Source organism: Rhodobium orientis (assembly GCF_003258835.1).
Taxonomy (GTDB): Bacteria; Pseudomonadota; Alphaproteobacteria; order Rhizobiales; family Rhodobiaceae; genus Rhodobium; species Rhodobium orientis.
Window position 1 is genome coordinate 14,079 of the sequence record NZ_NPEV01000005.1, and the last position, 19,342, is coordinate 33,420.

Genomic DNA, 19,342 nt, shown 5'->3' on the forward strand with positions numbered 1-19,342 from the left:
CAGTCGCCTTATCCGGCGGTCGCGACCAGCGGCTTGTAGAAGCCCGGCGTCAGGCCGGCGGCGGCGCGGGCGGCCGCATTGAACGGCGGTTTCAGGGCGCCGCGGAAATGCTTCCTCACCAGCGCGTGGAAGGTCGGTTCCGGCTCCAGTTTCTCGCGGTCGCACAGGAACCGGAACCATTTGGCGCCGGCGGCCACATGGCCCTTTTCGTCGCAGTAGATGATTTTCAGGATATCGGCAGTAGCGCCGTCGCCGGCGTCCTCCGTGCGCTCGATCATGGAGGGGGTGATGTCGAGGCCGCGCGCCTCCAGCACCAGGGGGATGATGGCGAGCCGGGCGATCAGCGAGTCCTTTGTGGCATCGGCCGCTTGCCAGAGCCCGTCATGGGCGGGCAGGGCGCCGTAATCTGCGCCGAGGTCCCGCAGCCTCTGCCTGAGCAGGCCGAAATGCTTGGCTTCCTCCATGCCGATCCGAACGAAATCGTCGAAGAAGGAGCGCGGCATCGCCGTGTCGTTGAAACGGGCGATCAGGTCCCAGGTGAGGTCGATGGCGTTGAGCTCTATATGGGCGAGCGCATGGATCATGGCGATCCGGCCGCGCAGGCCATGGGAGGTGCGCTTCGGCATGTCGCGCGGGTGCCGCAGCTCCGGCTTTTCCGGCCGTCCCGGGCGTAGCGGCAAGGGGACGTCGGTGCGCGGGGCGCTGCGGTCGAGCCGGCGCGCAAACCAGGCGGTGCCGGTCTCGCCGGAGAGCGCGACCTTGTCGGCCGGGTCCGGAGCGGCGACGATGCGCCGTGCAAGGCCGGTGAGGCTTTCGGCCATCGCGCTTCGGCCCGTTTCCTAGAGTGCCTTTGCGGCTTCCAGCACGGCCTCGGCGTGGCCGGCCACCTTCACCTTGCGCCAGACCCTGGCCACCTTGCCGTCGCCGTCGACGAGGAAGGTGGAGCGTTCGACGCCCATATACTTCTTGCCGTACATGGACTTCTCGACCCAGACGCCATAGGCCTCGATGGTCGCCTTGTCCTCGTCGGCGGCGAGCACGATGCCGAGCTCGTGCTTGGCCTTGAACTTGTCGTGCTTTGCGGCCGAATCGGGCGAGATGCCGATGACGACCGCACCGGCCTTCTCGAAATCCTTGGCCAGTTCGGTAAAGGCGATCGCCTCCTTGGTGCAGCCGGAGGTGTCGTCCTTGGGATAGAAATAGACGACGACGATTTTCCCCTGCAGATCCGAGAGCTTGACGCGTCCGCCGCCATCGGTCGGAAGGTCGAAGTCGGGCGCCTTGGCACCCTCTGTGATGTCGCTCATGCTGCCTCCGTTTGGTCGCGTTTTCGTTGCTTGATGTAGCGGAAATCCGCAAGGGTTGCCAGCGGGCATCGGCGCCGCGGGAAGGGGGGCGAGGGCGCAACGGGCCGGTACTCGGGTATGGCCTGCAAATGCCGCAAGGGCGCCACATGCCCCCTGCACCGGGCGGCATTTTCGCGCTATGGGTTGGCATGGGGAAGGGCGGTCGCCCGGAAATACATACCGCGATGCCCTTGCGGGGAAAAGAGATACAGGGACTGGAATGGCGCCGCGACGGCTCCAGCCGTTAACACAGCATACCCATCACGTTCACAGCGCCTTCGGCATCCTGCTGCGGGTGGCGCTGGTGCTGGTTGTGGTGACGGCGATCGCCATCGGCGCCTTCGCCTGGCGGGTGTCCAGCGGCCCCCTGACCCTCAACATTTTTGCCGAAGCCGTGCGGGCGCGCATTGCCGAGGCGGTCGGTCCCGACGCCAAGGTCGGGCTTTCGGCCATCGTCCTTGCCTGGTCGGAGGACGGCGGGCCGCGGGTGCGGCTGCGCGGCCTCGTCATCGGCGACACGGATGCGGGCTTCGAGGCCGAAGTGCCGACGGCGGACGTCCGCCTCAACGGCTTTCAGCTCCTTGTCGGGCGGGTCGCGCCGCGGGCGATCCGGGTCTACTCGCCCCGCGTGCGCATCCCGGTGGCCGGCGGCGCCAGCGCCTCGCCGGAAACGCTGCTTGAGTTCGCCGACCACGCCTTCAAGGGCACGCTCGCCGGTGCCCGCTCCATTGGCCTGTCCAGCATCCGGGTCGAGGACGCCACGGTGGAGATGCGCTCCACGGACGAGGACGGACACAGCCGCACCTATTCCAGCGTTGCCGCCGATCTCGGCTTTGCCCACGACAGCCGCACGACGACCCTCGACGTCAGCGGCATCGGCTTCGGCGGCAAATGGTCGGCGTCCGCGGTCCACCGCCCGGATCTGGCAACCGGTGGTTCGGTGCTGGCGCTCTCCGGCACCGACATTACCGTCGATGATGTCTTTGGGATCGGCGATGCCGCCCGCACCGGTTCGGCCACCCGGATCCCGCTCTATCCCAGCTTCGCAGCCCAGTATGACGATGTCGGCCGGTTGACGGGAGCGCATATGAAGCTGGTCGTCGGTGCCGGCCATGTGCCGCTCGGCGGTGGCTCGCCATACCTACTCGACGAAGCGGTCGTCGATATCGCCTGGGTGCCGGACGAAAAGGTCTTCAAGATCGGCCCGTCCGTTGCCGAATTCGGGGCAACGAAGCTGCCCTTCACCGGCATCGTCGTGCCGCCGCGCGGCCCCGATGCGGCGCTTTGGGAATTCGGCGTCGAATCGCGCAATGCCGAGATCGCGTCGCCGTTCGAGGGCGAGCCGGCGACGCCGCTCGACCTGATGGTGACGACCGGCACCTTCGATCCCGACCTCTTGCGGGTAGGCGTGACGAAATTCCAGGTCGGCGCCGGCGACACACCGCTGATCCAGTCGACGGCCGTCGTCGATCTCGGCGCGTTCGGACCGAAACTGGAGGTCGACGGCCGGCTCAACGCCGTCCCGGTGCGGACGCTGAAGCGGATCTGGCCGGAATTCATCACCCCGCCGGCCCGGCGCTGGATGCTCGACAACGTCATCTCGGGCGACACCGTCGACGGCAGCTTTCGCGCCGCGGTCGGCTCGGAGGAACTGGACGACAATCCGGAGACCTGGGGCTGGGGCGAGGACGACCTGACGGCGCGGTTCACCGTGCGGGATGCGGTCGTGAAGACCTTCGGCGAGATGCCGACGGCCCGGGCGCCGTTGGCGCGCGGGGAAATCGACGGCGGCCATCTGAAGGTCGAAATCCCCGGGGCCAGCCTCAAGACCGCGTCGGGCGGCACGGTGACGGTCCAGGAGGCGGTCTTTGAAATCGCCGACATCAGGCCGCCGAAACAGACGGCGAGCCTGCGCCTGCAGCTTTCCGGGCCGACCCGCAACGTCGCCGAGGTCGTCAATGCCAAACCGATCGAGGCGCTGGCGCCGATCGGCGTTACGCCCGCGGCGCTTGGCGGCACGGTGACCGTGAAAGCGGGCGCCAGCTTCGCGCTCCTGCGCGAGCTCTCCTTCGACGACGTGGATTACGGTCTGACGGCGGACCTTGCCGACTTTTCCTCAAAAACGCCGATCTCCGGCAGGAAGGTCACGGACGGAACGCTCTCCGTCACGGTCGCCGAGGGTGTCGCCCGCATCGACGGCAAGGCCCGGTTCGACGGGGCGATGGCAACGGTCGACCTGACGGAACCGCTCGACGGCAGCAGCGGCGGCGCCAGCAAGGTCGGCATCACCCTGAAGCTGACCGATGCGGAACGGCGCGAACAGGGGCTCGACCTCGGGGGGCTGGTGTCCGGTCCGATCGAGGTCTCGATTGCCTCCGACGGCGGCGGTGCCGACAAGTACGAGATCGACCTGAAGGACGCGCGGCTCGTTGTTGCCCCCCTTGGCTGGTCCAAGGAGCCGGGCGTTCCGGCGACGGCCCGGTTCCGGATCTCCGGCGCCCGCAAGAACGAGGTCAACGATCTCAGGATCGAGGGCAAGGATTTCGCGATCACCGGCCATGTCGTGCTGGACGACAACGGCGACCTGAAATCGGGCGAACTGACCTCGGCGCGGCTCGGCCGGACCGTCATCGACCGGGCCGTGATGCGAGCCTCCGGCGCCGACCAGGACATCGTCCTCACCGCAAGCGCGATCGATGCCCGCGCCATCCTCAAGGGCATTACCGATGTGCGTGGCAAGGGCGAGGGCGCCGACCTGGAGGGCGATTTCCGCATCCGCGGCAAGATCGGCATGCTGATCGGCTTCAATGCGGCCAACTTCTCCGGCGTCGACCTGGACGTGACGGTCGCGGGCGGCAGCCTCAAGGCGCTGCGGCTCACCGGCAGCTCCGGCAAGCGCGGCCGGCTCGACCTGACGCTGAAACCGGAGGGCGCTCGGCGCGCGCTCTATGTCGAGTCGGACAATGTCGGTGACTTCCTGCGCTTCCTCAACATCTACAAGCGGATGCAGGGCGGCTCCGGCGAGATCACCGCCAGCCTTGGCGATGGCACGGCCTCGAATGGCCGGTTCCGGATCAGCGACTTCCGGGTCACCGAGGACCCGGCCCTGAAGCAACTCGTTGCCCGCGGCAATTTCGAGGATCGGCTGCGCGGCGACCGGCCGGTCAACATCCGGCCGATCGCGGAGAGCGGCGATACGGTCTTTGAAAAGCTCGACGTCAAGTTCCGGCTGGAGAGCAACCGCATGGTGATCACCGATGCGCTGCTGAAGGGCGCGGTGATCGGCGGCACCATGAAAGGCACCGTCGATTTCCGCAACAAGCGCATGGCGATTGCCGGGACGATGGTGCCGGCCTACGGCATCAACAATCTGTTCGGGCGGGTGCCGCTGCTCGGCCAGGCGCTCGGCGGCGGCCGCAATGGCGGGCTGATCGGCGTCACCTTCAAGATCGACGGGCCGGTCGGCGACACCAAGATGACCGTCAATCCGATGTCCGTCGTCGCGCCGGGCATTTTCCGCAAGATCTTCGAGTACTGAGCCGTGCCAAGGCGGCCCTACGCCCGGTTCAGACCGGGCGCAGGAGCACGTGGCGCTTCTTGCCGACCGACAGCTTGACGACGCCGTCGCCGGTAACGTCGGCCATGGTCAGCGTGCCGCGCTCGTCGGTGACGACGCTGTCGTTGACGCGGATACCGCCGGAGCGGACCTGGCGACGGACCTCGCCGTTGGAGGCGGCAAGGCCGGCATGGACGAAGGCGGCAAGGACGCCGAGGCCGGCTTGAAGGTCCGCGGCCGCGACATCGACGCTCGGCAGGTTCTCCGCCAGGGCGCCTTCCTCGAAGGTCAGACGGGCCGTCTCGGCCGCAGCCTCGGCCGCGGCGCGCCCGTGCAGCATGGCGGTCGCTTCGGTTGCAAGCGTCTTTTTTGCATCGTTTAGTTCGGAACCTTCCAGCGCTTCCAGGCGTTTGACCTCGTCCATCGGCAATTCCGTGAACAATCTCAGGAAGCGGCCGATGTCGGCATCCTCCGTGTTGCGCCAGAACTGCCAGTATTCGTAGGGGCTTTTGGCGTCGGCGTTGAGCCAGACGGCGCCATCGGCCGTCTTGCCCATCTTGGCGCCGGAGGCCGTGGTGATCAGCGGCGTGGTCACGGCGAACAGCTCGGCGCCGGCGAGACGGCGCCCGAGGTCGATGCCGGACAGGATATTGCCCCACTGGTCCGAGCCGCCCATCTGCAGCCGGCAGCCGGTACGTCGAAAAAGCTCGACGAAATCGTAGGCTTGCAGGACCATGTAGTTGAACTCGAGGAAGGACAGATGCTGTTCCCGCTCAAGGCGCATCCGGACGGCGTCGCGCTGGATCATCTGGTTGACCGAGACGTGACGCCCGACATCGCGCAGGAAGTCGACATAGCCGAGGCCGAGCAGCCAGTCGGCGTTGTCGATCATGATCGCATCGCCGGCGCCGTCGCCGAAGGTCAGGAAGGACGTGAAGACCTGGCGGATGCCGGCCTTGTTGGCCTCGATCGCCTCCGGGGTCAGGAGCTTGCGCGATTCGTCCTTGCCGGAGGGATCGCCGACCCTTGTCGTGCCGCCGCCCATCAGGACGATCGGCCGGTGGCCGCATTTCTGCAGCCAGCGCAGCATCATGATCTGAACCAGGGAGCCAACATGCAGGCTCGGCGCCGTGCAGTCGAAGCCGATATAGGCGCTGACCGTTTCCGTCGTCAGGCAGCGATCGAGCGCTTGCGGATCGGAGCACTGATGGATGAAGCCGCGCTCGGCAAGCGTGGCGAGAAACTCGGACGAAAACTCGGTCATGACCGGAACTTCCCTGGAAAGGATCGGGGATCGGCGGGCCGGATCAAGGGGCCCGGGGCGCTCTATAGCGCAACTTTTCGGCAAAGGCACGGGGGGCAGCCGGTGCGATATGTCCGAACCGGCAATGCGCCGGAATCGGCGGGGGAATTAACGCCCTCTTTGCATACAGCCAATACAATTTGTCGCTGCGCCTTGGGCAAGGACCGCGATAAGCTGGTTCACTGGGGGCATTCCTTGGGAGGTCACAAAAACAAATGAAAACCTTTCGGGCCATCGGGCTCATGAGCGGGACGTCGTTCGACGGCGTCGACGCGGCCATCATCGAAACGGACGGCGAAAAGGTTTTTGCGACCGGCCCGGGTCTGACCCAGCCCTACACGGACGAGGAGCGCCAGATTCTCAGGACCGCGATGGCGGTGGCGGCGCAGCAAAGCGACCGCGACGCCCGTCCCCCGGAGCTGGCCGAGGCCGAGCAGGTGGTGACGGAGGCCCACGCCAAGGCGGTCGATGTCATCCTGGCCGCGGCCGGCCGCGACCGTTCGGAGATCGACATCATCGGCTTTCACGGCCAGACCGTCTTCCATGCGCCCGACCGGCACCTGACCATCCAGCTCGGCGACGGCAACGCACTGTCGCGGGCGACCGGCATTCCCGTCGTCTTCGATTTTCGCAAATCGGATGTCGCTGCCGGCGGGCAGGGGGCGCCGATGGTCCCGGTCTATCACCGGGCGCTGGCCGACCAGAGCGGCCTTGAGCGCCCGCTCGCCATCATCAATCTCGGCGGCGTTGCCAATTTCACCTGGATCGGCCGCGATGGCGCGATGGTCGCCTGCGACACCGGGCCGGCGAGCGCGCTGATCGACGACTGGGTGTTTTCCCATTCCGGCGCCGCCTATGACGCGGAAGGCCTGCTTGCGGCGTCGGGCACCGTCGACCGGGCGGCGCTCGTTGCCCTGCTCGACAATCCCTATTTCGGGCTGCCGGCGCCGAAGTCGCTGGACCGGCACGCCTTCTCCCTCGATCCGGTGAGGGGACTTTCGCTGGAGGACGGTGCGGCGACGCTGACAGCCTTTACCGCCGAGACCCTTGCGCTCGGACTGAAACGGGTCCCGGAGACGCCGCGCATGCTGGTCGTGTGCGGTGGCGGCGCGCACAATCCGTCGCTGTTGTCGGCGATCGAACGGGCGACGGGCATCTTCACTGTGGTCACCGGCGAGGCGCTCGGCTGGTCGTCCGATCACATCGAGGCCGAGGCCTTCGGCTATCTCGCGGTCCGGCGGATGCTGTTCCTGCCGATCAGCTTTCCGATGACGACCGCGGTCGATGCGCCGATGGTTGGCGGCGAGATCGCAGGACCGAAATAGCCCGTGCCGGACTTACGCCGCGTCGGTGATGGCGGCCAGGCGCCGGTCGACATAGTCGGAGCAGACGCCGATCAGTTCCTCGACGTGATTCTCGAAGAAATGGTTGGCGCCGGAGATCGTCGTCTGGTCGATGACGATGCCCTTCTGGGTCTTCAGCTTGTCGACGAGGGCCTGGACGTCCTTGACCGGCACCACCTTGTCGGCGTCGCCATGGGCGATCAGGCCGGACGAGGGGCAGGGCGCCAGGAACGAGAAATCGTTGAGATTGGCCGGCGGGGCGATGGAGATGAAGCCCTCCACTTCCGGCCGCCGCATCAGCAACTGCATTCCGATCCAGGCGCCGAAGGAAAAGCCGGCGATCCAGCAGGCGCGGGCGTCCGGGTGGATGGTCTGCACCCAGTCGAGCGCGGCGGCGGCGTCGGACAACTCGCCCGAGCCGTGGTCGAACTCGCCCTGGCTGCGGCCGACGCCGCGGAAGTTGAAGCGCAGCACCGCGAATTCGCGTTTCGCGAACATGTAGAACAGCTGGTAGACGATCTGATTGTTCATCGTCCCGCCGAACTGCGGATGCGGGTGCAGGATGAGGGCGATCGGTGCGCTGCGGCTCTTGGCGGGCTGAAACCGCCCTTCCAGTCGGCCTGCAGGACCGTTGAAAATGACTTCCGGCATGGTGCGTTGGGGTCTCTCTGAGGCGTTTTACGGGAACGTTACTCTTCTCGATCGCAGGGACCTTCAGCCTCGGGCGATCCTTGACTTGGATATAGGGGCTCCCTAGAACTTTGCTAAGAGCTAATTTGCTTGTCCGACCGGACCTTGACCCCGGCCAGGGCGGCGCGAAAAGCACATAGGGGAGTTCGTCCTTCCCAAACTCGTCTTCTTAGACAGGTGCCCGAACTTTCTCAAGGCGGGTTTTGTCGGGAAGCATGAGGTCGTTGCGTTTCAGCGCCTTCCTGCCTTGGCCATGTCAGCCCGAACCGGCCACAAGGCGATGCAGGAAACCGTGAGCGAAAAAAGAGCCTATCTCGACTGGAATGCGACGGCACCGCTGCGGCCCGAGGCCCGCGAGGCGATGACGGCTGCGTTCGACGTCGTCGGCAATCCGTCCTCCGTCCATGCCGAAGGCCGCAGGGCCGCTGCCATCCTGCGCGATGCCCGCGATGCGGTCGCCGAGCTTGTCGGTGCCGCATCCGACCGCGTCGTCTTCACCAGCGGCGGCACCGAGGCCAACGCGACCTGCGTGCGGCCAGACCTCTACGACCGCATCATCGTCTCCGCCGTGGAGCACGATTCCGTCAAGGCGGCAGCCTCAGTGGATCCGGCGAAGCTCTGCGTCATTCCCGTCGATGCCACGGGAGAGATCGACCTCACGGCTCTCGACCGCCTGCTGGACGAGACGGCAGCGGAGCGCGTGCTGGTCTCCGTCATGCTCGCCAACAACGAGGTCGGCACGATCCAGCCGATTTCCGAGGCGGCCGAACTCTGCCACGCCCACGGTGCCGCGATCCATTGCGACGCCGTTCAGGCGGTCGGTAAGGTGCCGGTGTCGATGGCGGCCCTCGGCGTCGATTTCCTGACGCTCTCGGCGCACAAGTTCGGCGGCCCGAAGGGCGTCGGGGCGATCGTCTGCGGCCCGGCGGCCGCAGTCGCCCCGCTCGTTCGCGGCGGCGGCCAGGAGTGGCGCCAGCGGGCGGGCACCGAAAACCTCATCGGCATCGCCGGCATGGGCGCGGCCGCAAGGGCCGCTGCCGCCGGCATGGATGACTGGACGCGCGTTGCCGCCCTGCGCGACCGCATCGAGGCGTTCGTCGGCAAATTGCCGGGCGTCGGCGCCAGCGCGCCGGTGCTGATTGCCCCGGGATGCCGCCTTTCCAACACCGCGGCGGTTGCATTGCCGGGCCTGAAGGCCGACATGATGGTCATGACACTCGATCTTGAGGGCGTTGCGGTGAGCGCGGGCGCTGCCTGCTCGTCCGGCAAGGTCAAGCGGTCGAGCGTCCTGGAGGCGATGGGCGCTCCGGCGGCGATCGCCGATGCCACCATCCGCGTCAGTCTGGGCTGGGAAACCGGCGACGACGACGTGGACCGTTTTTGCACCGCCTTTGCAACACTCTATCGCCGCTGGCGCCAGCGCCTCGGCGCCGACAGGCTTGAAGTGGCGTAACGGGGTCTTGTGACCCCGCCGTCCAAGGGAGACGAACAGACATGGCAGCCGTCAAGGAAACCGTCGATCAGGTCGCCGAACTGGAACGCTACAAGTACGGCTTCGTCACGGATATCGAATCGGAATTCGCGCCCAAGGGCCTCAACGAGGACGTGGTGCGGTTCATCTCGGCCAAGAAGGGCGAGCCGGAATGGCTCACCGACTGGCGCCTTGAGGCGTTCCAGCGCTGGCAGACCCTGAAGGAGCCGAGCTGGGCCAAGCTCGGCTATCCGCCGGTCGATTTCCAGGACCTCTACTACTACGCCGCGCCGGTGAAGAAGGCGGGGCCGAAATCGCTCGACGAGGTCGATCCGGAACTCCTGGCGACCTACGAGAAGCTCGGCATTCCGCTGAAGGAGCAGGAGATCCTGGCCGGTGTGGAGGGCACGGAAAACCGCGTTGCGGTCGATGCCGTGTTCGATTCCGTTTCGGTCGTCACCACCTTCAAGGAAAAGCTGGAAGAGGCCGGCGTCATCTTCTGCCCGATCTCCGAGGCGGTGCATCGTTGTCCGGAAATCGTGCAGAAATATCTCGGCTCGGTCGTGCCGATCACCGACAATTTCTATGCGACGCTGAACTCCGCGGTGTTTTCGGACGGCTCCTTCGTCTACGTGCCGGAGGGCGTCAAATGCCCGATGGAGCTGTCCACCTATTTCCGCATCAACGCCCAGAACACCGGCCAGTTCGAGCGCACGCTGATCATCGCCGACAAGGGCGCCTACGTCTCCTACCTGGAGGGCTGCACGGCGCCGCAGCGCGACGAGAACCAGCTCCATGCGGCGGTCGTCGAACTGGTCGCGCTGGAGGACGCGGAGATCAAATATTCCACGGTGCAGAACTGGTATCCGGGCGACAAGGACGGCAAGGGCGGCATCTACAATTTCGTCACCAAGCGCGGCGACTGCCGCGGCGCCCGCTCCAAGATCTCCTGGACCCAGGTCGAGACCGGCTCGGCGATCACCTGGAAATATCCGAGCTGCATCCTGCGCGGCGACGACAGCGTCGGCGAGTTCTATTCCATCGCCATCACCAACGGGCGCCAGCAGGCCGACACCGGCACCAAGATGATGCATCTGGGGAAAAACACCTCCAGCCGGATCATCTCCAAGGGCATCTCGGCCGGCCATTCGTCGAACACCTATCGCGGCCTCGTCTCGGCCCACGGCAAGGCGAAGAACGCGCGCAACTACACCCAGTGCGACTCGCTGCTGATCGGCGACAAATGCGCCGCGCATACCGTGCCCTACATCGAGGCGAAGACCGCGAGCGCCGTCTTCGAGCACGAGGCGACGACGTCGAAAATCTCCGACGACCAGATGTTCTACTGCATGTCGCGCGGGCTCTCCGACGAGGAGGCCGTGGCGCTGATCGTCAACGGCTTCGTCAAGGAGGTGATCCAGCACCTGCCGATGGAGTTCGCGGTGGAAAGCCAGAAGCTCATCAACATCTCGCTGGAAGGCAGCGTCGGCTAGGCGCGTCTCCGACGGGAACCTACAGATCGATTATCGGCCGGCCGGGGGCAAAAAAATCCGGCAAGGGCAAGGGAAGACGAGACATATGTTAGAGATCAAGAACCTCCACGTTGCCGTCGAGGGCAACGAGATCCTGAAGGGCATCGACCTGACGGTGAAGCCGGGCGAGGTGCATGCCATCATGGGCCCGAACGGCTCCGGCAAGTCGACGCTGTCCTACGTGCTCGCCGGCAAGGACGACTACGACATCACCGCGGGAGAGGTTCTCTTCAACGGCCAGAACCTTTTGGAGATGGCGCCGAACGAGCGCGCCGTCGCCGGCCTGTTCCTAGCCTTCCAATATCCGATCGAGATCCCGGGCGTCGCCACCATGACGTTCCTGAAGACGGCGCTCAACGCGGTCCGCAAGGAGCGCGGCAAGGACGAACTCTCCACGCCCGAATTCATGAAGCTCGTCAAGGAGAAATCGGCGAAACTTAATGTATCGCAGGAGATGCTGCGCCGGCCGCTCAATGTGGGCTTTTCCGGCGGCGAGAAGAAGCGCGCGGAAATCCTGCAGATGGCTCTCCTGGAGCCGGCCCTGTGCGTCCTCGACGAGACCGACTCCGGCCTCGACATCGATGCGCTGAGGGTGGTTTCCGATGGCGTCAACGCCCTGCGTTCGCCGGAGCGCTCGATGATCGTCATCACCCATTACCAGCGGCTGCTCGACCATATCGTGCCGGACATCGTCCACGTCATGGCCCGCGGCCGCATCCAGAAGACCGGCGGCAAGGAGCTGGCCAAGGAACTGGAGGCCAAGGGTTACGCCGATTACGTCGGCGAGGCGGCGGCGTAAGGCCGCCTGCCGCGCCCGCAATCGCCACAGCAAGTTTTTGAGGACACCGCCGCAATGACCGTCAAGCCCGATATCCCGAGAACGCCGGCCGAGGAGGAACTCCTCAAGCGGTTCGCGGACTGCGACCCGTGCGACGCCCTTTCCTCCTTGCGCGAGACCGCCATGGCGCATTTCGCCAGGACCGGCCTGCCGCACCGGCGCGTCGAGGCCTACCACTACACGGACCTGAAGGCCCTGATACGCGATGTGCCGCCGCGCGGCACGCTGCCGGCGGATGAGCTGGCACAGGCGACGGTCGCCGGCGCGCCCGGCTGGGGCAATGCGTCGGTCAACCGGCTGGTCTTCATCGACGGCCATTTCGTCGCCGGCCTCTCCGATGCCGGGGCGCTCGGCGAGGGCGTCGGCTTCATTCCGCTGGCCAAGGCGCTGTCGGAAAAGAGCGTCATCCTTGAGCGCGTCGGCGCGCTGCCGGTGCCGGAATCCGATCCGGAGGTGGCGCTCAACACCGCCTTCATGCAGGACGGCGCCGTGCTGGAAATCGCGCCCGGCACGGAAGTCGCAACGCCGATCGAGATCTTGCACCTGGCGACCGGCGCGGTGGCCAGCTTCCCGCGCCATCTGGTGCTGGTCGGCAAGGGCGCTTCGGTAAATCTCGTGGAGACCTATTCCGGGCCGGCCGAGACCGCCTACCAGGTCCATGCGACGAGCGAGGTGGACGTCGGCGAGGGCGCCACGGTCACCTTCCTGAAGCGCCAGGAGGACGGCAGCGGCGCCATGCACCTGTCGACGACGGTGGTGCGGCTTGCCGAAGAGGCCCGCTACCACCAGACCGGTTTTGCCATCGGGGCGTCCGTCGCCCGCGCCCAGAGCTTCGTGACCTTTGCCGGCAGCGGCGCGGAGGCAACGCTGGACGGCGCCATCCTTGGCCGCGCCAGGCAGCATCTCGATACCACCATGGTGATCGACCATGCGGTCCCCGGCTGCAACAGCCGGGAGGTCATCCGCGCCGCGATCGACGACCGCGCCAAGGGCATCTTCCAGGGCCGCATCGTCGTGCGCCCCGATGCGCAGCAGACCGACGGGCGGATGATGTCGCGGGCGCTGCTGCTTTCCGATGGTGCCGAGGTCGACACCAAGCCGGAGCTGGAGATCTTCGCCGACGACGTCCAGTGCGCCCATGGCGCAACGTCGGGCGAGATCGACGAGGACATGATGTTCTACCTGATGTCCCGCGGCATTCCGGCGGACGAGGCCGAGACGATGCTGATCGCCGCCTTCCTTGAAGAGGTGGTCGATGCAATTGATCCGGAGCCGCTGCGCGAGGCGCTGTCGGCGCGCATCGAGATGTGGCTCGGCGAACGGCGGAGGCCGGCATGAACGTCGATGCGGCCATGACCCTCAAGCACGACGATTATGACGTCGACCGGGTTCGCGCGGATTTCCCGATTCTCTCCCGCGAGGTCTACGGCAAGCCGCTCGTCTATCTCGACAATGGTGCCTCGGCGCAGAAGCCGCAGCGGGTCATCGACCGCATCACGCGCGCCTATTCGCAAGAATACGCCAACGTCCACCGCGGGCTGCATTTCCTGTCGAACCTGGCGACGGAGAATTTCGAGAACGCCCGGGAGACCGTGCGCCGCTACCTGAACGCGGCCTCGGGCGACGAGATCATCTTCACGCGCTCCTCGACCGAGGCGATCAACCTCGTCGCCGCGTCCTATGGCGGCATGGTGCTGGGCGAGGGCGACGAGGTGGTGCTCACCGTCATGGAGCACCATTCCAACATCGTGCCCTGGCACTTCCATCGCGAGCGCGCCGGCGCCGTGCTGAAATGGGTGCCGGTGGACGACGAGGGGGCGTTCTCGCTGGAGGATTTCGAGGCGACCCTCAGCGCGCGCACCAAGCTGGTCGCCATCACCCATATGTCGAACGTGACCGGCACCATCGTGCCGATCAAGGAGGTCTGCCGCATCGCCCATGAGCGCGGCATTCCGGTGCTGGTCGACGGCAGCCAGTCGGCCGTCCATATGCCCGTCGACGTGCAGGACCTCGACGCCGATTTCTATGTCTTCACCGGCCACAAGCTCTACGGGCCGTCGGGCATCGGCGTGCTCTACGGCAAGAAGGCGCTGCTGGAGGAGATGCCGCCGTTCCTCGGCGGCGGCGAGATGATCCTCGACGTCGCGGAGGAGGGCGTCACCTATGCCGAGCCGCCGCACCGCTTCGAGGCCGGCACGCCGCCGATCGTCCAGGCGATCGGGCTTGCCGAGGCCATCGACTATGTGGAGGAGATCGGCCGCGACGCCATCGCCCGCCACGAGGCGCGGCTGAAGGACTACGCCCACGAGCGCCTTTCGGCGATCAACAGCGTCAGGATCATCGGCACGACGCCGGAAAAGGGCGCCATCGTTTCCTTCGAGGTTGCGGGCGCACACGCCCACGACATCGCCACCATCATCGACCGCTCCGGCGTTGCGGTCCGGGCCGGCACCCATTGCGCCCAACCGCTCTTGAAGCGCTTCGGCGTCACCTCGACCTGCCGGGCGTCGTTTGCGCTCTACAACACGACCGAAGAGATCGACCGTCTCGCCGAGGCGGTCCAGAAAGCCCATGAGTTCTTCGCTTGAGGATCCGGACATGACCGAAGAAAGCACCGCCCGCAAGACCGTCGACGAGCCCGGGACCACGACCGCCGACGATACGGCGCGGGATGGCGAGATGAACCTGGCGTTCTCCGCCCCGGCGCTGCCGGCCGAGGAAGCCGAGCAGCTCTGCCGCGACATCATCCTGGCGCTGAAGACGGTCTACGATCCGGAGATCCCGGCCGACGTTTACGAACTCGGCCTGATCTACGAGGTCGCCGTCGATGCCGACCGTAACGTCGCCGTCGTCATGACGCTGACCGCACCGGGCTGCCCGGTCGCCGGCGAGATGCCGGGCTGGGTGGCCAATGCCGTCTCCACCGTCCCGGGCCTTGGTCAGGTCGACGTGGAGATGGTGTTCGACCCGATGTGGAACCCGGAGCGGATGTCCGACGAGGCCCGGGTCCAGCTCGACTTCTTCTATTGATGAGCCTCCACGAGAGGAGACGACCATGACTGCGATGAAATCCCGCTTCGATGTTCTCTCGCTGACGCCGGAAGCGGCAGCGCGGGTGCGCGAGATCGTGGAGAATTCCGAGGCCGGCAGCGGCGGCCTTCGGATCGGCGTCAAGAACGGCGGCTGCGCCGGCATGTCCTACACCATGGATATCGCCGTCGAACCCGAAGCCGGCGACGAGGTCGTCACTGCCGAGGGCGCGACGGTCTATGTGGACCCGAAGGCGGTGCTGTTCCTGCTCGGCACGGAGCTTGACTACGAGGTCACCAAACTGCGGTCTGGCTTCGTTTTCAACAATCCGAACCAGACGTCGGCCTGCGGCTGCGGCGAATCGGTGGCGCTGACGGCGGCCGACCCGACCGCGCTCCAGCACTGATCCAACGACTGACAGGGCCCATGACCACCTTCGAGCGGCTGAAGGCGGCGACGCCGGCATCCTGGCGCGCCTATACGGACCATGATTTCGTTCGGCAGATGGGCGACGGCTCGCTCTCCCAGGACGCGTTCCGGCACTATCTGGTCCAGGACTATTTGTTCCTCATCCATTTCGCGCGCGCCTATGCGCTTGCCGTCTACAAGGGTCGCAATCTCGCCGACATGCGGGCGGCGGCGGCCGGCATTTCGGCGATCCTCGACGTTGAGATGAAGCTGCATCTGAAGCTTTGCGGCGAGTGGGGGCTTTCTCCGGAAGAGATCGAGGCGGCGCCGGAGGCGCGCGCGACGATGGCCTATACCCGCTTCGTGCTCGACACGGGGCTCAGGGGCGATCTCCTCGACCTGCATGTGGCGCTGTCGCCCTGCATCATCGGCTATGCGGAAATCGGGATGGCGCTTGTGAATGTCGCCGGCGGGGTCGACGAAAAGAACCCCTATGCGGTCTGGATCAAGGAATATTCCGGCACGGAGTACCAGGAGATCGCCGAGGCCGCGCGCGCCAATCTCGACCGCCTGGCGGCCGACAGCCTGACCGAGGCGCGGTTCCCCAAGCTCGCCGTCATCTTCGACCAGGCAACGCGGCTGGAAGCCGATTTCTGGCAGATGGGGCTCGACCGGGCGCTCTGAGGGTGCTGCCGGGGAACGTCCGGCGCAGCGGCCGGCGGCGCGACGTATCTTTTCGCAATCTCACGCATGCAAGAAACGCAAAAAGGCCCGTCGGGCGGGCCTTTCCTGAGCGCAAATGCTGGACTCAAGAAACGTTCAGGCGACTGCCTGGCGGTATTCGCCGACCTCCGGGTCGGTCTCGCACAGCACCTTGTTGCGCCCTGTGCGCTTGGCGGCATACATGCACTGGTCGGTGCGCTCGATGAAGTCCGCGACGCCTTCGCCCGGATGGTAGAGCGCGACGCCGATCGAAATCGTGATGCGGCCGAGATGCTCGCCGGTGGAGCGCTTGATCAGCTCCTTCGACATCACCGACTTGCGGATGTGCTCGGCGACGGTGACGGCCTGGCGCAGATGGGTGCGCGGCAGGATCACGGAAAATTCCTCGCCGCCATAGCGGCAGGGGATGTCCTGACCCTTGACGTTCTGCTTCACGGCGAGCGCGACGAGGCGCAGCACCTGGTCGCCGGTCTGGTGGCCATAGGTGTCGTTGAAGCGCTTGAAGTGGTCGATGTCGGTCATCAGGAGAGCGAGCGGCTCGCCGGTCTCGTCGGCCTTGGCCAGCGCCCGGTCGATCGACTGGTCGAAATGCTTGCGGTTGGCGAGCGTCGTCAGCTCGTCGGTCAGCGACTCGAAGCGGATCACCTCCAGGTTCGACTGCAACTCGGTGATCTGGCGCTGGGACTCTTCGAGCTGGGTCCGAAGATTCTTGTTGATGCCGCTGTTTTCCTCATTCGCCGAGATCAGATCCTTGACGATCTCGCGGATGCGGGAAAGGTCGGTGGTGTTGGAGAGTTTCTGGTTGGCGCCGTTGAGGGACGTCTCGTAGGCCGTCGATTCCGCAAGCGAGCATTCGATCATGCTGATCACCTGGGAAATCTCTTCCGACACCTGGCTGCCGACGTCCTCAATCTGCTCGCCGATGCGGCGCGGCGACAAATATTCGGCATAGATGTTGTCGATGTCGGTGGCGGTAATGCGGCCCCGGTCGCGCAGGATATCGTTGATGGCCTTGTTGAGGCCGATGTTGAATCCTGCCGAATAGGTATACCAGAACTCATAGTTACGGGGAAAAGCCGACACTTGATTGCGCTTGATCAGACTGAGCGCGTTTTCTCCGTAAGAAATCGTTCTTTCAAAATCATCTTGACTGGTCATAGTCCTCCCCCGGCGGCACGTCCCATGGCCGCACCGCTTCCGAACTCAATCTCGGAATTAGGCGTTAATGAGCATGGTCGGGAGCGGTTAAGGGCGCGTTAAATCGACCGTAGAAAACCCTATTTTGTGGTCTTCTTGGGCAGCCGGACGGGGCGCAGCAGAAACGCGGGGACGTGGTCGCCGAGACCGATCACCGGTTCGTCCTGATGCTTGCCGGAATTCCGGCCGGAGCGGCGGCTCTTGCCGGACTTGCCCTGGTCGGATCCCTTGGCCCTGGATTTCGGCTGTTCCCGGGGCTCGGTGCGCTTGTCGTCGCTGACCTGGGGCTGGTCCTTCGGCTCGTCGGACTTTTCGGAACGCGCAGGTCTTTCGGGCCGGGCAGGTCTTTCGGACCGGGCCGACCTTTCGCCGCCGCCGCCGCCGCCGGTGTCGGACTCTGCCTTTTTCCGGGACGAGGAGCGCCGGCCGCGCTTGCGGCCGCCATCGTCGTCGCCCTTGCCCTTGACGGCATCGCCGATCCATTCGACGGAAAAGCCGATCAGGTCCTCGATCGCCTTGACGTATTTGCTGTCGCTCGGCGTGACGAGGCCGATCGCGGCACCTTTCCGCCCGGCACGGCCGGTGCGGCCGATGCGATGGACGTAGTCTTCCGCATGTGTCGGAATGTCGTAGTTGAAGACATGGCTGACAGCCGGGATGTCGAGCCCGCGGGCGGCGACGTCGCTGGCGACCATGATCGCGATCTTGCCGGAACGGAAATCGTCGAGCATGGCCATGCGCGCGTGCTGGTCCATGTCGCCGTGCAGGGCGCCGGCGTTGAAGCCGTGGCGCTGCAGCGAGCGGGCGACGGTGGCGACGTCGCGCTTGCGGTTGCAGAAGACGATGGCGTTCTGCAGGTCCTCGGACGAGCGGATGAGCTCGCGGAGGGTCTCGCGCTTGTCGTGCGGCTCGCGGCCGGTGGCGATCAGCCGCTGGCTCACCGTGGCGACGGTGGAGGCGGGCTTGGAGACCTCGACGCGGGTCGGATTGTGCAGGAACTGCTCGGTCAGGCGCTGGATCTCAGGCGGCATGGTGGCCGAGAAGAAGAGCGTCTGCCGGGTGAACGGGATCAGCTTGGAGATGCGCTCGATGTCCGGGATGAAGCCCATGTCGAGCATGCGGTCGGCCTCGTCGATGACGAGGATCTCGACGCCCTGCAGGAGCAGCTTGCCGCGCTCGAAATGGTCGAGCAGGCGACCGGGCGTCGCGATCAGCACGTCGGCGCCCCGGCTCAGCTTGCGGTCCTGTTCGTCGAAGGAGACGCCGCCGATGAGCAGCGCGACCGTCAGCTTGTGGTTGATGCCGTAGCGGGAGAAGTTCTCCTCCACCTGGGCGGCGAGCTCGCGTGTCGGCTCAAGGATCAGCGTGCGCGGCATGCGCGCGCGGGCCCGGCCCTTTTCCAACAGCGTCAGCATCGGCAGGGTGAAGGAAGCGGTTTTACCGGTACCGGTCTGGGCAATGCCCAGAACGTCGCGGCGCTGGAGAACGTAAGGGATTGCCCCCGCCTGAATCGGCGTCGGGTTCTCGTACCCGGCCGCCGTTACGGCGTCGAGCACCTTTGGACTAAGCCCAAGTTCGGAAAAGCTCTGTTGTTCAGTCAGTGGTGGTCGCCTCTTGCGACATGACCTTCCGTCCGGGCGGACGATCTTCATTGAATGCTGGAGATTGCCCGGAACATAGCGTGGACGGGCGGCCTGTCAATCGTGCTTACAGGGTTCGTGTCGTTTCTTCCCGTGTTGGTTACCAGTCGAATGCAACTTTGTCACCCGTCGCGGCAAAGAGTTTTCACCCGCGCCAGGTGCGTCCCCGAGCACAATTTCTGTTCCGGCGAAGGGTGCGCCGCCGAAGGCGCGAACCATAGGGCACAAATCGACGCAGATATCAGCGGTTCGCAAACGGTGTCGG

Annotated in this window: 16 protein-coding genes; 10 read left to right on the top strand and 6 right to left on the bottom strand. The window is 65.7% G+C overall.

The features are described 5' to 3' along the window. Positions 1–8: 8 nt before the first annotated feature. On the bottom strand, positions 9–821 hold the full coding sequence (locus tag CH339_RS03765; protein ID WP_111432952.1) for a ferritin-like domain-containing protein: 813 nt from the start codon (positions 819–821) through the stop codon (positions 9–11). Between the two features lie 18 nt (positions 822–839). Next, positions 840–1,307 (bottom strand): thioredoxin-dependent thiol peroxidase, encoded by a 468-nt coding sequence (gene bcp / locus CH339_RS03770; protein ID WP_111432953.1) that lies wholly within the window; start codon positions 1,305–1,307, stop codon positions 840–842. Positions 1,308–1,566: 259 nt separating this feature from the next. On the opposite strand from bcp, the gene CH339_RS03775 reads away from it, so the two are divergent. Next, positions 1,567–4,884, top strand: a complete 3,318-nt coding sequence (locus CH339_RS03775) for an AsmA-like C-terminal region-containing protein (protein WP_170138391.1) — start codon at positions 1,567–1,569, stop codon at positions 4,882–4,884. Between the two features lie 28 nt (positions 4,885–4,912). Here CH339_RS03775 and tyrS read toward each other — a convergent pair whose 3' ends face one another. After that, positions 4,913–6,166 carry a tyrosine--tRNA ligase gene (tyrS, locus tag CH339_RS03780; RefSeq protein ID WP_111432955.1) on the bottom strand — a complete coding sequence of 418 codons (1,254 nt, stop codon included), beginning with the start codon at positions 6,164–6,166 and terminating at the stop codon, positions 4,913–4,915. Positions 6,167–6,420: 254 nt separating this feature from the next. Here tyrS and CH339_RS03785 point away from each other — a divergent pair, with 254 nt between their 5' ends. Beyond that, positions 6,421–7,530: an anhydro-N-acetylmuramic acid kinase gene (locus CH339_RS03785; RefSeq protein ID WP_111432956.1), complete on the top strand. Its 1,110-nt coding sequence runs from the start codon at positions 6,421–6,423 to the stop codon at positions 7,528–7,530. A gap of 12 nt (positions 7,531–7,542) precedes the next feature. Here CH339_RS03785 and CH339_RS03790 read toward each other — a convergent pair whose 3' ends face one another. Then, positions 7,543–8,199 carry an alpha/beta hydrolase gene (locus tag CH339_RS03790; RefSeq protein ID WP_111432957.1) on the bottom strand — a complete coding sequence of 219 codons (657 nt, stop codon included), beginning with the start codon at positions 8,197–8,199 and terminating at the stop codon, positions 7,543–7,545. A gap of 331 nt (positions 8,200–8,530) precedes the next feature. Here CH339_RS03790 and CH339_RS03795 point away from each other — a divergent pair, with 331 nt between their 5' ends. From CH339_RS03795 to tenA, 8 genes are all read left to right on the top strand, one after another. After that, entirely contained in the window at positions 8,531–9,691 is a 1,161-nt protein-coding gene (locus CH339_RS03795; RefSeq protein ID WP_170138392.1) for a cysteine desulfurase family protein, read from the top strand. 41 nt (positions 9,692–9,732) lie between these two features. Then, a complete protein-coding gene (sufB, locus tag CH339_RS03800) occupies positions 9,733–11,202 on the top strand; it encodes a Fe-S cluster assembly protein SufB (RefSeq protein WP_111432959.1) in 1,470 nt (489 codons plus the stop codon). Positions 11,203–11,287: 85 nt separating this feature from the next. Continuing rightward, on the top strand, positions 11,288–12,040 hold the full coding sequence (sufC, locus tag CH339_RS03805; protein WP_111432960.1) for a Fe-S cluster assembly ATPase SufC: 753 nt from the start codon (positions 11,288–11,290) through the stop codon (positions 12,038–12,040). 54 nt (positions 12,041–12,094) lie between these two features. Continuing rightward, positions 12,095–13,417, top strand: coding sequence for a Fe-S cluster assembly protein SufD (gene sufD / locus CH339_RS03810; RefSeq protein WP_111432961.1), 1,323 nt, complete (start codon positions 12,095–12,097; stop codon positions 13,415–13,417). 14 nt (positions 13,418–13,431) lie between these two features. Further along, positions 13,432–14,667, top strand: a complete 1,236-nt coding sequence (locus CH339_RS03815) for a cysteine desulfurase (RefSeq protein WP_111433056.1) — start codon at positions 13,432–13,434, stop codon at positions 14,665–14,667. A 10-nt stretch (positions 14,668–14,677) separates the two neighbouring features. Then, positions 14,678–15,109, top strand: coding sequence for an SUF system Fe-S cluster assembly protein (locus CH339_RS03820; RefSeq protein ID WP_111432962.1), 432 nt, complete (start codon positions 14,678–14,680; stop codon positions 15,107–15,109). Positions 15,110–15,143: 34 nt separating this feature from the next. Further along, the gene (gene sufA / locus CH339_RS03825; protein ID WP_111433057.1) at positions 15,144–15,515 is read left to right on the top strand and encodes a Fe-S cluster assembly scaffold SufA; all 372 of its coding nucleotides are present in this window, start codon (positions 15,144–15,146) and stop codon (positions 15,513–15,515) included. A 20-nt stretch (positions 15,516–15,535) separates the two neighbouring features. Beyond that, positions 15,536–16,201, top strand: a complete 666-nt coding sequence (gene tenA, locus CH339_RS03830) for a thiaminase II (protein ID WP_111432963.1) — start codon at positions 15,536–15,538, stop codon at positions 16,199–16,201. A 135-nt stretch (positions 16,202–16,336) separates the two neighbouring features. On the opposite strand, the gene CH339_RS03835 is transcribed toward tenA, so the two are convergent. Continuing rightward, complete coding sequence (locus tag CH339_RS03835) at positions 16,337–17,398, bottom strand: GGDEF domain-containing protein (protein WP_111432964.1); 1,062 nt, start codon at positions 17,396–17,398, stop codon at positions 16,337–16,339. Positions 17,399–17,517: 119 nt separating this feature from the next. Continuing rightward, entirely contained in the window at positions 17,518–19,089 is a 1,572-nt protein-coding gene (locus tag CH339_RS03840) for a DEAD/DEAH box helicase (protein ID WP_111432965.1), read from the bottom strand. Positions 19,090–19,342 lie beyond the last annotated feature (253 nt).